This window comes from uncultured Arthrobacter sp. (assembly GCF_947493765.1).
GTDB lineage: Bacteria > Actinomycetota > Actinomycetes > Actinomycetales > Micrococcaceae > Arthrobacter_D.
In genome coordinates, this window is record NZ_CANLSZ010000001.1 from 533,101 (window position 1) to 546,773 (window position 13,673).

General features: G+C 67.6%; 14 protein-coding genes. 3 read left to right on the forward strand and 11 right to left on the reverse strand.

Annotated elements, in window-relative coordinates; all coding sequences use genetic code 11:
- Positions 1-142: 142 nt before the first annotated feature.
- Positions 143-1,993, reverse strand: a complete 1,851-nt coding sequence (locus Q0747_RS02460) for an ABC transporter ATP-binding protein (protein WP_298251658.1) — start codon at positions 1,991-1,993, stop codon at positions 143-145.
- An 89-nt stretch (positions 1,994-2,082) separates the two neighbouring features.
- On the opposite strand from Q0747_RS02460, the gene Q0747_RS02465 reads away from it, so the two are divergent.
- Positions 2,083-2,709, forward strand: a complete 627-nt coding sequence (locus tag Q0747_RS02465) for a PH domain-containing protein (protein ID WP_298251659.1) — start codon at positions 2,083-2,085, stop codon at positions 2,707-2,709.
- Positions 2,710-2,717: 8 nt separating this feature from the next.
- Here Q0747_RS02465 and Q0747_RS02470 read toward each other — a convergent pair whose 3' ends face one another.
- The 3 genes from Q0747_RS02470 to Q0747_RS02480 form a co-directional block, all read right to left on the reverse strand.
- Positions 2,718-3,782 (reverse strand): ABC transporter permease, encoded by a 1,065-nt coding sequence (locus Q0747_RS02470; protein ID WP_298251660.1) that lies wholly within the window; start codon positions 3,780-3,782, stop codon positions 2,718-2,720.
- The gene (locus Q0747_RS02475; protein WP_298251661.1) at positions 3,779-5,320 is read right to left on the reverse strand and encodes an ABC transporter permease; all 1,542 of its coding nucleotides are present in this window, start codon (positions 5,318-5,320) and stop codon (positions 3,779-3,781) included. The genes Q0747_RS02470 and Q0747_RS02475 overlap by 4 nt, the downstream gene beginning before the upstream one ends.
- Before the next feature lie 246 nt (positions 5,321-5,566).
- Positions 5,567-7,366 (reverse strand): ABC transporter family substrate-binding protein, encoded by a 1,800-nt coding sequence (locus tag Q0747_RS02480; protein ID WP_298251662.1) that lies wholly within the window; start codon positions 7,364-7,366, stop codon positions 5,567-5,569.
- Between the two features lie 338 nt (positions 7,367-7,704).
- On the opposite strand from Q0747_RS02480, the gene Q0747_RS02485 reads away from it, so the two are divergent.
- Complete coding sequence (locus Q0747_RS02485; protein WP_298251663.1) at positions 7,705-8,019, forward strand: hypothetical protein; 315 nt, start codon at positions 7,705-7,707, stop codon at positions 8,017-8,019.
- A gap of 13 nt (positions 8,020-8,032) precedes the next feature.
- Here Q0747_RS02485 and Q0747_RS02490 read toward each other — a convergent pair whose 3' ends face one another.
- From Q0747_RS02490 to Q0747_RS02505, 4 genes are all read right to left on the reverse strand, one after another.
- Entirely contained in the window at positions 8,033-8,671 is a 639-nt protein-coding gene (locus Q0747_RS02490; RefSeq protein ID WP_298251664.1) for a vitamin K epoxide reductase family protein, read from the reverse strand.
- Positions 8,672-8,759: 88 nt separating this feature from the next.
- Positions 8,760-9,437, reverse strand: a complete 678-nt coding sequence (locus tag Q0747_RS02495) for a thioredoxin domain-containing protein (protein ID WP_298251665.1) — start codon at positions 9,435-9,437, stop codon at positions 8,760-8,762.
- A gap of 78 nt (positions 9,438-9,515) precedes the next feature.
- Positions 9,516-10,262 carry a cation transporter gene (locus Q0747_RS02500; protein WP_298251666.1) on the reverse strand — a complete coding sequence of 249 codons (747 nt, stop codon included), beginning with the start codon at positions 10,260-10,262 and terminating at the stop codon, positions 9,516-9,518.
- Positions 10,262-10,603 (reverse strand): helix-turn-helix transcriptional regulator, encoded by a 342-nt coding sequence (locus tag Q0747_RS02505; protein WP_298251667.1) that lies wholly within the window; start codon positions 10,601-10,603, stop codon positions 10,262-10,264. Before Q0747_RS02505 ends, Q0747_RS02500 begins: the two co-directional genes overlap by 1 nt.
- A gap of 293 nt (positions 10,604-10,896) precedes the next feature.
- Between Q0747_RS02505 and Q0747_RS02510 the strand changes: the two genes are divergently transcribed.
- The gene (locus Q0747_RS02510; protein WP_298251668.1) at positions 10,897-11,475 is read left to right on the forward strand and encodes a superoxide dismutase family protein; all 579 of its coding nucleotides are present in this window, start codon (positions 10,897-10,899) and stop codon (positions 11,473-11,475) included.
- Here the strand turns inward: Q0747_RS02510 and Q0747_RS02515 are convergent.
- From Q0747_RS02515 to Q0747_RS02525, 3 genes are all read right to left on the reverse strand, one after another.
- Positions 11,472-11,735 (reverse strand): hypothetical protein, encoded by a 264-nt coding sequence (locus Q0747_RS02515; RefSeq protein ID WP_298251669.1) that lies wholly within the window; start codon positions 11,733-11,735, stop codon positions 11,472-11,474. The genes Q0747_RS02510 and Q0747_RS02515 overlap by 4 nt on opposite strands.
- Positions 11,732-12,823, reverse strand: a complete 1,092-nt coding sequence (locus Q0747_RS02520) for a hypothetical protein (RefSeq protein WP_298251670.1) — start codon at positions 12,821-12,823, stop codon at positions 11,732-11,734. Before Q0747_RS02520 ends, Q0747_RS02515 begins: the two co-directional genes overlap by 4 nt.
- Positions 12,824-13,092: 269 nt before the next feature.
- Entirely contained in the window at positions 13,093-13,641 is a 549-nt protein-coding gene (locus Q0747_RS02525) for a GNAT family N-acetyltransferase (protein WP_298251671.1), read from the reverse strand.
- Between the last annotated feature and the right edge of the window lie 32 nt (positions 13,642-13,673).

Below are 13,673 nucleotides of genomic sequence, written 5' to 3' on the forward strand. Positions count from 1 at the left end.
TTGCGCGGGACGGCTCGCGAGGATCACGCTTCGATAACGCCCGATCCCGTGAGGGATCCGCAGCGGGGCCGCACGGAGCGCAGGAGGACGGTGGACGCATCGTGTTGCGGGGAATGCAACCGAGAGGCGCCCACCGGGCCGGTCAGTCGGTCGAGGCCATGAGCTCGGCACGCAGTTCGCGGCGCACCCGCTGCTTCTCGGGATCCGGCAGGGGCACGGCGGCCAGCAGTCGCTGCGTGTAGGGATCCTTCGGGCTCCGCAGGATCTGGTCGCGTGATCCCTGCTCCACGATCCGTCCGCGCTTCATGACGCAGATGTAGTCGGCGAGCACGTCGACCACGGCGAGATCGTGGGTCACGAACAGGCACGCGAAGCCCAGTTCGCGCTGCAGGTTCTGGAACAGTTCGAGCACCTTGGCCTGGACGGAGACGTCCAGCGCCGAGGTGGGTTCGTCGGCCACCATCAGCTTCGGCCTGAGCGAGAGCGCACGGGCAATCCCGACCCGCTGCTTCTGGCCGCCCGAGAGTTCGTGCGGGTACCTGTTGCGGTAGGAGCGCGGCAGCTCCACCTGGTCCAGGAGGGTCTCGATGCGCTTCTGCAGCGCCGCGCCCTTCGCCTCCTTCGCCAGGAACATCGGTTCGCCGATGCTCTCACCGATCGGCAGGCGCGGGTTCAGGGAGGAGGACGGATCCTGGAACACCATTCCCACGTCACGCCGCACCTTCCCCAGTTCCTTCGAGGTGGGCCGGAAGCCGGTGATGTCCGTGCCGACCACCTTCAGCGACCCGGCGGCCACGGGGAGGAGACCCACGGCTGCTCGTCCGATCGTGGTCTTGCCGGACCCGGACTCCCCCACGAGACCGATCACCTGACCGGGGTACACCGTCAGATTGGCGCCCTCCACGGCGCGGAAGGCCGGCACGCGGCCCTGCTTCGGGTACTCGATGGCGACGTCGACCAGCTCGAGGATCGCCTCGCTCGTGGGCCGGGCCTCGGCGCTGGTACCGGTGGTGGTACCGGCGGTGGCCTCGGTGGTGGTGACAGTGGGCGACGCCGCATGTGCGCCGTGGCCGGTTCCCGCGGGCTCCTCCGGTTGCTGTTCTCCGTGGGTCGCGGCCGCCAGCGCCGCGGTGATGTCGACGTCGTCGGCCCCGTCCCCCTGCCCCAGGTGGGGCACCGCGGCGAGGAGCGCCTTCGTGTACTCGTGCTGCGGGTCGTTGAACACCTGGTCCGCTGTGCCGGTCTCCACGATCCGGCCCTGGCGCATGACCGCGATGCGGTCGGCGAGATCGGCCACCACGCCCATGTCGTGCGTGATCAGGACGATGGCACTGTTGAGCTGGGTCCTCAGATTGCGCATGAGGTCGAGGATCTCGGCCTGCACGGTGACGTCGAGTGCCGTGGTCGGTTCGTCGGCGATCAGGAGCTTCGGGTCGCACGAGAGCGACTGCGCGATCATGGCGCGCTGGCGCTGGCCCCCGGAGAGCTGGTGCGGGTAGGAGCGGAAGGCCTTCTCGGGGTCCGGCAACTCGACCAGCTGCAGCATGCGGATGGCACGCTCCCGGGCCTCGTCCGGCGAGATGGCGTTGTGCAGGCGGAGGGTCTCCACGATCTGGAAGCCCACGGTGTAGACGGGGTTCAGGGCCGTCATGGGTTCCTGGAAGATGACCGCGACATCGTTGCCGCGGATCTGCCGCAGCTGCGCCGGCGACATGGTCAGCACGGACTTCCCGTTCAGCATGACCTCACCGGTCACGCGGGCGTTCTCCGGGAGCAGTCCGAGCAGGGACATCGAGCTGGCGCTCTTGCCCGAGCCCGACTCCCCCACGATCGCGAGCACCTCACCGGCGTTGACCTCGTAGCTGAGATCGATGGCTGCGGGCACCCACTCCTTGTCGACGCCGAAGTCCACGCTGAGGTGACGGACCTCGAGGACGGGCCCCTGGGACGCGGGGCGACCCGCGCCGGTGCCGCCGATGACCTGAGTGCTCATGAGGGGATCTCCTTGGTGAGGGAGACGCCGCGGTGCAGCGGTGTCTCCTGGATTGCCGCGCGCCGGCGTTTCGCTGGGACTATTGAGGCATGACGAGCACGCAGGGCATGGCCGGGGCCACCGTTTTCAGACCGCGCACCAGCAGCTGGTTCACAGGTCTGGCCGTCGTCGTCGCCGTCGGCGCGCTGGCGTCCGTGGTCGCGACCGAGGGGCCGGGCGGCCTGCTCGTGGGCTGGCCCCTGCTCGGCATCGCCCTGGTGGGCTGGTGGCTGTTCTGGTACCCCACGGTGGTGGTCGCCGATGACGGCGTCACGGTGCGGAACCCCCTCGCGACGATCCATGTCCCCTGGGAGGCACTGATCGACGTCGACACCAAGTACGCGCTGAAGCTGGTGACGCCCTCGGGGGCCTTCACGGCCTGGGCAGCCCCCGCGCCCGGCGTGTGGGGTACCCACGCCGGGAAGCCGGAACACGTGACCAATCTGCCGTCGATGAGTTACGGTCCCGGGCAGTCGATCCGTCCCGGGGACCTGAAGAACACCGATTCGGGCTACGCGGCCTACCTGGTGCGCTCGCGCTGGGAGGAGCTGGTGGAGAACGGCGCCCTCGACCTCGACCGGCCCTCGCTCCCGCAGCGCTCCTGGCACTGGCGGCTCGTGGTGACGGCGGTCCTCCTGGCGGCGGCTGCCACCTGGACGCTCGCCGTCGGTCTGTAGGCTCCGTCTCACGCCGACACCGGCTTCCCGGCGTTCCTGACGCGGCTCGCCCTGAACTTCTTCTGCCGCGGATCGAACGCGTCCCGCAGGCCGTCCCCGATGAAGTTGATGCACAGGCAGATCAGCACGATGAACAGGCCCGGGAACCAGAACAGCCAGGGGCGGGTCTGGAAGGCTTCCTGGTTCTGGCTGATGATCAGCCCGAGCGAGACGTCCGGAGCCTTCACGCCGAAGCCGATGTAGCTCAGCGCGGTCTCGAGGAGGATCGCCGCGGACATGAGCAGCGTGGTGTTCACGATGATCACCCCGACGGCGTTGGGAAGGATGTGCTTGAAGATGATGCGGCTGTTGGACGCGCCAGCGATCTTCGCGGCATCGACGAACTCCCGCTCACGCAGGGTCAGGAACTCGCCGCGCACCAGCCGGGCCAGCCCGGTCCAGAGCACGAGGCCGAGGAAGAGGCCGAGCAGCCAGATCTGGCCCCCCGGACCCACGAAGCGGGTCACGGCCTCGCCGAGCGTCGCGGCCGCGAGCACCACGGGGATGATGATGATGATGTCCGTGAAGCGCATCAGGACCGCTTCCGGCCACCCGCGGAAGTAGCCGGAGCAGGCCCCGATCACCACGCCGACGAGTCCCGCGAGGGCTCCGATGAGGAACATGATGATGATGGAGTTCTGCGTACCGCGCATGGTCATGGCGAAGTAGTCACGGCCGATGGAGTCCTGGCCGAAGGGGTGCTCCCCCCAGCTGAACGGGCCGGTGACGGTGGGTGCGCCGCCGTCGAGCAGTGGGACGAACTCCGTGTGGTTGTACTTCCACCAGCCGGGGATGCCGGCGAACCCCACCGAGGTGAAGGCCAGCAGGAAGATGACGACGAAGATGACGAGGCTGATGATCGCCGCCGTGTTGTCGAAGAACTTCTTGCGAACGATCTGGCCCTGGGAGAGACCCTTCCTCTCCTGCTCCGGTTCGCCCGCGGGGGTCGACTCGGCGTCCGCATCCGGATGCACCGGCCCCGTGGCGGTCGACTGTGCGTGCAGTGGGAAGTCCGAGGGACTCTGCGTCGTCATGCTTTTACCCTTACGCGAGGATCGAGGAACGAGTACACGATGTCGGCCACGAGGTTGAAGACCAGCGCCAGGATGCCGGCGACGAGGAAGAAGCCCATGATCGGATCGGGATCGACCCGGCGGAGTGCCTGCACGAAGAGCTGTCCCATGCCCGCGAAGGCGAAGACCTGCTCCGTGATGATCGCTCCGCCGATCAGCGCACCGATGTCGAAGGCCACCAGGGTGGCGAGCGGGATGAGGGCGTTGCGGAAGGCGTGCCGCATCACCACGGTGCGCTCGCTGAGGCCCTTCGCGCGGGCCGTCCGGATGTAGTCCATGTTCATGATTTCGAGCATCGAGGCGCGCGAGTACCGGCTGTAGCTCGCCAGGGACGCGAGCAGCAGTGCCAGGGTGGGCAGGAGCAGGTGGGTGAAGGTGTCGAGCCCGTTGATCCAGAACGAGTCGTCCAGCCCCGGCGTCTGCGCCCCGACCGTGGCGATCGGCCTGCCGCGGACCCGCGGGTTGCTCACGTAGGCGGGCCACGTGACCATGAACCGGTCGACCACGATCACCAGTCCCATCAGGACGCCGGTCAGCGCCGCCGCGCGCATGCTCTGCCCGCGGTCGTAGCCGCCCATGAGGTAGCCGACGAGCAGACCCACGAGCACCATGACGAGTCCGAAGGCGATGATCATCCAGATGGTCGCGGCGGTCAGGATCGGATTGACCACGTAGTAGGCGACGAGGCCCACACCGACCATGGCCAGCGACGCGTACACCGCCTTGCGGTTCCTCAGGCCCGCGGTGAGCAGGACGACGCCCAGGGCGATCCCCACCCCGGTGATGAGGATGACGATCGGTCCGAGTCCGGGATCCGAGAACCAGTCGACGAGGTCGAGGAGGAAGAGCAGCGCCGCGGCGATGACGGCACCGAGCACGAACGCCACGCCCTTGCGCTTCCAGGACTTGCTGGCGAACAGGGCCCAGATCAGACCGCTGGCGAGTGCCACCACCAGGATGGTCAGGGGTGGTATGTCGGGATCGGCGAGGAAGTTGTTGAAGCCGATGGCTCCGAACTCCTTGAGGAGCACGGCGAGCCAGAAGATCGGCAGGGAGAAGAACAGGAAGGACATGAACGTCACGCCGTAGTCGAGGCCGCTGTACTGGCGCAGCGCCGTGATGATGCCGAGGGAGACGCCGATGATGATGGCGAGGATGGTGGCGGTGGTGACGAGCGTGATGGTGTTGCCCATGGCCCGTGAGAGCGCCGTCGTGACGGCCTCACCCTGGATGCTCGAGCCGAGGTCGCAGGTGGCGGCGAACGGGACGAGGCACTTGGCCGCTCCGGCCAGCCAGCCGAAGTACCGCAGCGGCGCCGGCGTGTTGAGATCGAGCAGCTCCGTCCGTGCCTGGATCAACTGATCCCGGTTCGGCGCATTGCTGCCGCGGAGATCCTCGAGGGGATCTCCCGAGAGGGCCGTGAGCTGATACACGACGAACGATGCGCCGAACAGGATCAGGACGGCCGTCACCAGACGCCGAACGATGTAGGTGACCATGGGTTTCGAGCCTCAATCCTGGATGCGGGTGGTGGTTCCCGAGCTGTTGCTGAAGTGTAGTTCAGGCTGTGCCGCGCGCGGCGAGGTCACCTCGGGGGATCCTCCGACGTGTCGCACGATGCCACCTGGCAGGGCGACCTCGTCGCGATGGGGCGTTGCGGTGCGTGCGCGCGAAAGGCGCCGCGACGGGCGGATGCCTGTCCCGGCGCCTTTCACGAGCTGGTGGAGCTGGGTGCTACGGATTCCCTACTGGACGACCGACCAGTCCCAGAAGTTCCACCAGATACCCATCTGGTTCGGCATGTACTCGACACCCGAGATGTTGTCGCTGTAGGCGTCGACACCGGGCACCTGGAACAGCGGGATACCGTACTTCGAGTCCCAGATCAGCTTGTCGATCTGCACCTGCAGGGCGTCCTGCTCGGCCTCGTCGGTGGTGACGATGAGCTCGTTCATCAGCTCGTCGGCCTCGGGGCTGGAGAAGCCGTTGAAGTTCGAGCCGCTGCCGGACTTGAAGATCTGCGGCACACCCGCCACGCCGACACCCGAGTTGATCCAGCCGAAGATGGTCGCGTCGTAGGTCCCGTTGCCCAGCGCTGCACCCCAGTCGGAGGCACCGAGCCCGCCGTCGACCACCTTGAAGCCGGCCTTCGCCGCGGACTCCGCGATGAGGGTGTAGGAGTTCAGGCGGTTCGGGTTGTCCCGGTTGTACATCAGGCGCACCTCGGGGGTCGCCCCGTCGAGCAGCTCCTTGGCGCCCTCGATGTCCACCTCGGCGTAGGCGTCCGAACCGTTGCTGCTGGCCGCCTCCTCGTAGGCCGCCTGGTCCGTGAGGAACAGCTGGGAATCCAGCGGCTCGGCGTCGGGGTTGATCTTCTTGATGATGGTGTCGACGAGCTGCTGGCGCGGCACCGTCTTCATGAAGGCCTCGCGCACATCGGCGTCCTTGAACACACCGTCGAAGTTCAGGTCCAGGTGGTCGTAGGAGAGCTGGTTGCCCTGCTCCACCGTGATGCCGTCGAGCGCTTCGAGCTGCTCCACCGTGTCGGCCGAGGCTTGCGGGGCGATGATGTCCACCTCGCCGTTCTGCAGCGCCTGGATCTGCGCGGGGGCCTCACCGATGTAGCGCACGGTGATCTCGTCCACCTTCGGCTCCGGGCCCCACGTGTAGTCCTCGTTGCGCACCAGTGTCATCGACTGGTCCGGTGTAATGCTGGAGGCGATGAACGGCCCGTTCGACAGATACAGGCTCTCGTCCTCGGGCAGCGACTTCGTGTCGAAGCCGGCGTTCCAGAAGTCCGCGAGGTCCTGGACCTCGGGACGCTCCTCCGGGTTCTCGGGATCCCCGGCCGGTGCGGTCTGGATGAGCTCGATCAGCGCGTCCTCGTCCGCGAGGCCGCCCTTCTCCGCCACGACGTGCGCCGGAGTGGAGATGCCCGCCTCGCCCGTCATGTCGCCGAAAGCCACCATGTAGTCGGCGTAGGGCTCCGAGTAGTTCAGGGTGATGGAGCGCCCGTCCTCGCCGATCTCGGGCAGCTCGGTCAGCGCGAGGCCGCTCGTGTCACCGGCGTAGTCGAAGTAGGTGGTCCCGGAGACCGGCTCGCCGGCGTCGTCGGTCTTGGCGTCGTCGAAGTAGCCGGAGCCGATGGCCCAGGTCAGCAGCAGATCGCCGCCGTCCACGGGTTCGCCGTCGGACCACTTCACGTCCTCGTTGACCGTGTACTTCACGCTCAGGGGATCCTCCGAGAGGACTTCCATGGTGCCGAAGTCCTCGTTCTGCACGACCTCCAGGTCGTTGTTCACGTAGACGAACCCGGCGTGGGTCGCGTAGGCGATCTTGCCGTTGATGTCGACGTTGCCCTCGGACGTGTTCGAGTTGAACGAGCTGAAGGCGTTCACCTCGACGACGCGTACATTTCCGCCCGTCGCCTCGCCGTCGTCTCCGCCGTCGGACGAATCCGTCCCCGTATCGGCAGCGCAGGCACTCAGTGCCAGGGCTGCTACTGCGGCAACTCCCACCGCTCTGGAAGTACGTGTGAAACGCATTCCGCCTCCTTCTTCGTCGTGTGGTTCCAACGTCACGCGGTGTTGCATGACAGCCGACGCGCAACCTCTTGGGTGACGCCACTCACATGAGCTAGAGCCTAGGTGCAGTGGACGGGCAAAGGGTAACCATCTGTGGCAGGCCCGGCCGTTGTTATCGACCTGTGACCAAATGGGGGTAACGCACGGCACGGATCGAGCAGACGCAGCACGCGGCGAAGGGGGCTTGATCGGTCGGGCGCACCGGTGTTTTGCTTGGTCAGTCCCGCACGCCCGCGCGGGTGGGTGCCGCCCCTCCCCGCGGGCGGCAGGGTAGGGGCAGGAACAGGACGTGGAAGCGCATGGCGTGGCTCTTCGTGGATCAGCACGCTGCCGTCTGGGACGACGACGCCGATGTGCAGGCTGCGATCGGGGCGATCAAGGCACGCCTCGACCAGCATGCGGAGGTGCACCTGTCCATCCAGAGCAGGGGCCTCAAGGGGCCGGTGTTCGTGATCACGCGGCAGACGCAGCTGAGCTCCCCGGAACTGAGCAATCGCTTCAACGCCGATCTGTTCGCCGAACTGACCACGCCCAGCGCGCGCAACAGTCCCACCATCCACTGGTTCTCGGACGGGCGCGGCTTCGTGTCGGAGACGACCAGCCGCCTGTGGTGAACGCTTCTCCCGGCTATCCGGTGAAGACGTGGAGGAACCGGAAGAACACCGAGGCTCCGACGAAGATGTAGCTCACCGCGATGAGGGGCCCCGCCCACGCCGCGACCCAGCGGGTGAGAGCGCGTGGTGCGGGAATGACGCCGTGGACCAGATTCCTGACGGTGGTGAGGATGAAGAGCGGGATCATGGCGGCCCAGACGACCATGCAGTACAGGCAGAGGATGTAGATCTCGAACAGGGCCTGGCTCCACAACCATGCGGTGAAGACCGATCCGAGGGTCACACCCAGCTGGAGGCCCAGCCAGTACCAGTCCGCCAGGCGCGCTCCGGCGAGGAGCACGACGCCGGTGGTGATGACGATACCGAAGCCCACGAGACCGATGAACGGGTTCGGGAAGCCGAACAGCTCGGACTGCCAGGTCTCCATGACCCGGCCGCAGGACACCCAGGGGTTGATGTCGCAGCTGGTCACGTGATCCGGGTTCCGAAAGAGCTCGAGCTTCTCCAGGATGAGGATGCCGGCGGCCAGCCACCCGACGAGGCCCGTGCCCACGAGCAGGACCCCGAAGGGGACACGGCGGGACAGGACGGGCAGGGACTCCTCGCCGGCCCGGCCGTCCCCCGGTGGTGCGTCCTGGGTGGTGTTCGTCATCTGTCGCCCTTCCGCCGTGCCTTCAACTACCACGCCTCCGACTGCCGTATCTCCTCCCGCCGTCGCCCCGGATCTCCGGGCGACGGCGTCAGTCGGCGATGGCGGTCTCGATCAGGCTGCGGAACTCCGCCTGGCTGGAGGGCTGGATCTTCCGCCCCTCGAGGAAGAACGTGGGGGTCCCCTCGACGTCCAGGGCGAGTCCGTCCGCCTTGTCCCTGTTGACACGCTCCAAGGTGGCCGGATCCGCGACCGCCGCGTCGTAGGCGTCCATGTCGAGATCGAGCGAGAGCGCGTACTCACGGAAGGTATCGGCCCGGGAGTCGGGGGTGTGCGCCCACTCGGGCTGCTTCTCGTACATCAGGGAGTGCATCTCGTCGAACCTGCCCTGCTGCGCCGCTGCCTCGACGGCGAGCGCCGACGTCTCGGAGTTGGGATGCCCCGGCAGGGGGAAGTACCGGGCCACCACGGTGAGATTCTCACCGTACTCGGCCGTGAGGTCCTCGACGAGCGGATACGCCTCGAGGCAGATCTCGCACTCGAAGTCGAGGAACTCCACGAGGACGGCCTTCTCCTCGGGGGCCTGGGACAACCGGTGGCTGTCCTGGCGCACCACCGGCGTCCGCGCTGCCGCCGGGTCCGCAGCCTCTGGTTCGTCCGAGCCGAGATTGCTGAGGATGATCACCACACCCGCGATCAGGGCGGCAGCGAGGAGCAGACCGATCGCTATGCGGTTCGGCAGGCTCAGGCCTTTGGCGGGGGTGGACACGGGTGGATCTCCTCTGGGTCGCGGCGATCGTGCGCCGTACGGGTCGGATGGCGTGCTTCGAGCCGTGCTCGACGTCGGTCAGTGGTCCTGGCAGCAGGCGCAGGGTGCGCTGCCGGTGCAGCACGCATCCGGCGCGGATGCTTTGCTGCCGTCCGCCTGTCCAACGGGCGCGGGAGCAGCGAAGTTTCCGGGGGCGGGAGCGCAGCAGGCGTCCCCCCGCCACGCATCCCTGCCCTCCTTCACGGCCACGGCGGCAATGACCAGGGCCGCGAGCGGATCCGCCCAGGACCAGCCGAACAGACTGTTGAGCAGGAGCCCGCCCAGTAGCACGCCGGAGAGATACGTGCACAGGAGGGTCTGCTTGGAATCGGCGACGGCGGATCGGGAGCCGAGTTCGCGGCCGGCCCTGCGCTGGGCCCAGGAGAGGAACGGCATCACCATCAGGCTGACGGCGGCCAGGACGATCCCCACGGGGGAGTGCTGGGGCTCGGCAGCCCCGAGGAGCGCGCGCACGGCGTCGAGGGTCACGAACGCGGCGAGGCCGAAGAACGAGAAGGCGATCAGCCGGAGGGCCGTCCGTTCCCGCGCCTCCGGGTCGCGGCCCGCGAACTGCCACGCCACCGCTGCCGCGGAGAGGACCTCCACGATCGAGTCCAGCCCGAAGCCGACGAGTGCGCTGGAGGAGGCGATGGTGCCGGCGCTGATCGCGACGACGGCCTCGATGACGTTGTAGGTGATGGTCGCCGCGACGAAGAGGCGGATGCGTCGGGTCAGCACTGTGCGCCGCTCGAGGGTCGGTGTCGCCTTCGCGAGGGTGGATGCCATCAGCAGCAGGCCCTTCCGGCATCATGGGCGTCGGCGGGACAGTCACAGTCAGGGCCCACCACGGCCACGACGTCGAGCAGGGCTGTCAGGGCCTCCCCCAGCTTCCGGTCCGCCAGTTCGTAGCGGACCCGGCGCCCCTCGGGCACGGCCACCACGAGCCCGCATCCGCGCAGGCAACTCAGGTGGTTCGACAGACTCTGGCGACTCACGCCGGCCAACTCGGCGAGATCGCTCGGGTACGACGGTGCGTCCCGCAGGGCCAGCAGTACCCGCGAGCGGGTCGGGTCCGAGAGGGCGTATCCGAAGCGGGCGAGGACCGACGACGACGCAAGGGTTTCCACGCCCCAATGGTACATCCGTTTCTGTACCGCGCGGTGGCTCTTCTCGGGACCCGTCGGCCCGCCTAGTGTGGAGAGCGCACGTCACCAGCTCCGCTCATCGCATACCGCCTCGATCACGGAGGCAGCCGATGGGTCCCGGCTTCCGAGGAAGGACAGCGATGAAGGCTTCCAGCAGGTATGAGGACCGGCGCACTCGTGGACAAAAGCGCGTCACATCAACCATCTCTGTCCTGGCCCTCGGCCTTGCCCTCGGCTTGTCCGCGTGCAGTGCCGACGACAGCGCTGACGCACCCGTGACGGAGAACGCCGGAGCACCCGTCACCGATGCCGCAGCCGAGGCGACCGCGGACGACGCCGCGGTCCTCGCGCGGGCCGCTCTCGCCGACGTCGACGGCCAACCACGGGGCGAGGTGGCGTTCACGGAGGCCGACGGTTCTGTCGTGGTATCCGTGTCGGCCGAGGGACTGGAGCCCGGGTTCTACGGTCTGCATGTCCACGAGATCGGCGAGTGTGCGGCCGACAGTGCGGCCCCTGACGACCCCAGTGACACCGGAGCCTTCAAGTCCTCTGGCGGCCACATTCCCGGGGACAGCGCCGATCATCCTGAGCACGCGGGCGACCTTCCCCCGCTGCTGGTGGGTCAGGACGGTACGGCAACCATGACCGTGGCCACGGATCGACTCGATGAGTCCGTGCTGATGGATGCGGACGGCGCGGCGGTGATGATCCACTCCGAGCCCGACAACTTCGCCAACATCCCGGAGCGGTATGCCGCCGACGGTCCCGACGACGACACCACTAGCGCCGGCGACGCCGGCGACCGCCTTGCCTGCGGCGTCGTGGAAGGCTCCGTCCCGCCGACCGACGGCTAGGAGATCCCCTCGGCGACGCCCTTCCCGCGGTCGGCCCTGATGTCGACACCGGAGGGTGCTGCGCCGGGCGAGGTGAAGTGGACGCCGTCGGACCTGTCCCCGCTCGCGTGGATCCCGCCGGCCACGTCCCACAGGCCCACGCTGTCCGCGAGTTCGACGGAGACGACGTCGTCGCCCTGGGTGGCGATGGCACCGCCAACGCGTATCTCGTCCACGGCGCCACCGGACTTGATGCTCAGCGCAACGGCCTTGAGGGTCATGCAACGGCCTTGAGGGTCATCTGGACGCCCTTGACCAGGCTCGTCCCCTCGCCGCCCTGGGTCGTCAGGTCCTTCCTGATGGTCAGCCGCGGCAGCGGACGGGACAGTTGCACGCCGATCGACCCGTCCGCGTAGGTCTCGATGGACTCGAAGATCGCCTCCTCGAGGGAGCCGTCGTAGAGGTTGAATCCGCGAGCGCCTTTGCCGTGGGTCCGGACCGGAGCCTTGATCTCCAGTGTCCCGATGTCGCTGAAGTTGACGAAGCCGATGCCGCTGGGGCCGTGGGAGGTGATCTGCTGCTCGGCCGTCCAGGAACGCACATCACCCCAGTTGTCGAGCACCATGTCGTTCTGGCCGAGCGTCGTCACGGGTCCGTGATTCGTCACCTGGTCGACGATGGCCCCACTGATGACGAAGACCCCGCCGCTGATCAGATCCGCTGCACCGGCGGCGATACCGCCGTCGGTGTAGACCTCCCCCGTGGTGAGCTTCGTCATCCTCAGGGTGCCGCCTGAGGCCTTGCCGTCGTCCGTCCCGTGCCCGCCGACGAAGACGCCGCTGCCGCGTACCGGGCTCTCCTCGGAGCCCACGGTCACATTCGTGATCTCGGCCGTGAGCTCGACGTCGGCGTCGGGCTGGCGGTTCCAGACCGTCAGACCGCCCTGCATCGCTTCGACGCCGAAGCCGCGCGGGCGATCGGTGCGGCCGCGGACGTCCGCCGCTGTGACGGTCAGCGCATCGATGGCGATGTGGCCGGAGCGGACGGCCTCCGTGGCGACGATCGCGACCTGCCCCACCGTGGTCACGTTGCGCAGGGTGAGCGTGCCCCAGTCGGACCGGGTGACGTCGGCATAGACGGCGATCTCGTGTTCGGGCACGGCGATCTCGATGTCCTCGAGCGTGTTGTCCTGCGTGAGCAGGACGCCCTTGGACCCGAATTCGAGGCGGCCGCCGTGCAGCCAGGCGCCGGCGGGAAGCACGACGCGCGGGATGCCGGAGATGGTGCCGGAGACCTCGATGTCCTGTGCGCCGTCCGTGAGCGCGTCCTGCAGCTCTTCCGCGGTGCTGACTGTGTGCGACTGGACCATGGTGACGACCTTTCGGTGAAGTGTCGGATCTGATGTTGCCGTGCTGTTCGCTTGCCGTGGCTGGCTGACGACCGCTGGCGGAAGCCGGTACTGGGCTTCAACAATTGGGCGCCAGAATTCTTCCATCCTCCGCGGTGGGACATCGACGGCGCTACAGGTGTCGGTGCTGCCTGGACCGCGACCATCCTGTGGCACTCGGCCTCGGCAGAAGTTAGAGCTGACCCCGTCGATCCGCCCGATGACCGCCGCCTCCGCCGAGACCGCAGAAACTACCGACCCGGAGGGGTGGGGGCGGCAATGTCTGCGGATTCGACCCGGCAGGTCCAGCGTTGCGTCGCGCCGCCGTCGGATGGATGGTCCTCGCCTGCACTCCAGCGATCGAGGATCAGCTCGTCGATCGATTCGAGCTGGAAGAAACGACGCTCATGCACCTCGTCCTTGGAAGGCCACGCGTCGTACCGTTCGACGCCGAGGTCACGCACGACGCGCGTCCGACGACCCGTCTCCTCGAGGACCTCACGCACCACTGCTTCGGCGGGCGACTCCTCCGGCTCCGCTTCACCATGATCAGAACGCCGGTTTGCCTCACCCCGCAGGTCTGTCTCCTCGAGGGGAAGGAAGCCCCATTTCTCGTAGAAGTGCCGGGTCCGCGCATATCCTTCATCCGGATGGGATGGTCCCAAAGTCTTCACCTCCGGGAGCTTCACCCCGCGACCTATCGCATCCGCCTCGATCGCAGTGAGCATTGCGCTGCCAACACCCGAGCCGTGCACGGCCCGATCGACGACGATGAGATGGATCTCGACGACGTGCGGCAAGTCGAGCTTTCACGGACTCGTCAAGCCCTCGA

Coding starts and splice junctions, on each gene's coding strand:
- Q0747_RS02465 (WP_298251659.1), top strand. CDS start 2,083: ATGACGAGCACGCAGGGCATGGCCGGGGCCACCGTTTTCAGACCGCGC.
- Q0747_RS02480 (WP_298251662.1), bottom strand. CDS start 7,366: ATGCGTTTCACACGTACTTCCAGAGCGGTGGGAGTTGCCGCAGTAGCA.
- Q0747_RS02515 (WP_298251669.1), bottom strand. CDS start 11,735: ATGACCCTCAAGGCCGTTGCGCTGAGCATCAAGTCCGGTGGCGCCGTG.
- Q0747_RS02460 (WP_298251658.1), bottom strand. CDS start 1,993: ATGAGCACTCAGGTCATCGGCGGCACCGGCGCGGGTCGCCCCGCGTCC.
- Q0747_RS02520 (WP_298251670.1), bottom strand. CDS start 12,823: ATGGTCCAGTCGCACACAGTCAGCACCGCGGAAGAGCTGCAGGACGCG.
- Q0747_RS02485 (WP_298251663.1), top strand. CDS start 7,705: ATGGCGTGGCTCTTCGTGGATCAGCACGCTGCCGTCTGGGACGACGAC.
- Q0747_RS02500 (WP_298251666.1), bottom strand. CDS start 10,262: ATGGCATCCACCCTCGCGAAGGCGACACCGACCCTCGAGCGGCGCACA.
- Q0747_RS02475 (WP_298251661.1), bottom strand. CDS start 5,320: ATGGTCACCTACATCGTTCGGCGTCTGGTGACGGCCGTCCTGATCCTG.
- Q0747_RS02490 (WP_298251664.1), bottom strand. CDS start 8,671: ATGACGAACACCACCCAGGACGCACCACCGGGGGACGGCCGGGCCGGC.
- Q0747_RS02470 (WP_298251660.1), bottom strand. CDS start 3,782: ATGACGACGCAGAGTCCCTCGGACTTCCCACTGCACGCACAGTCGACC.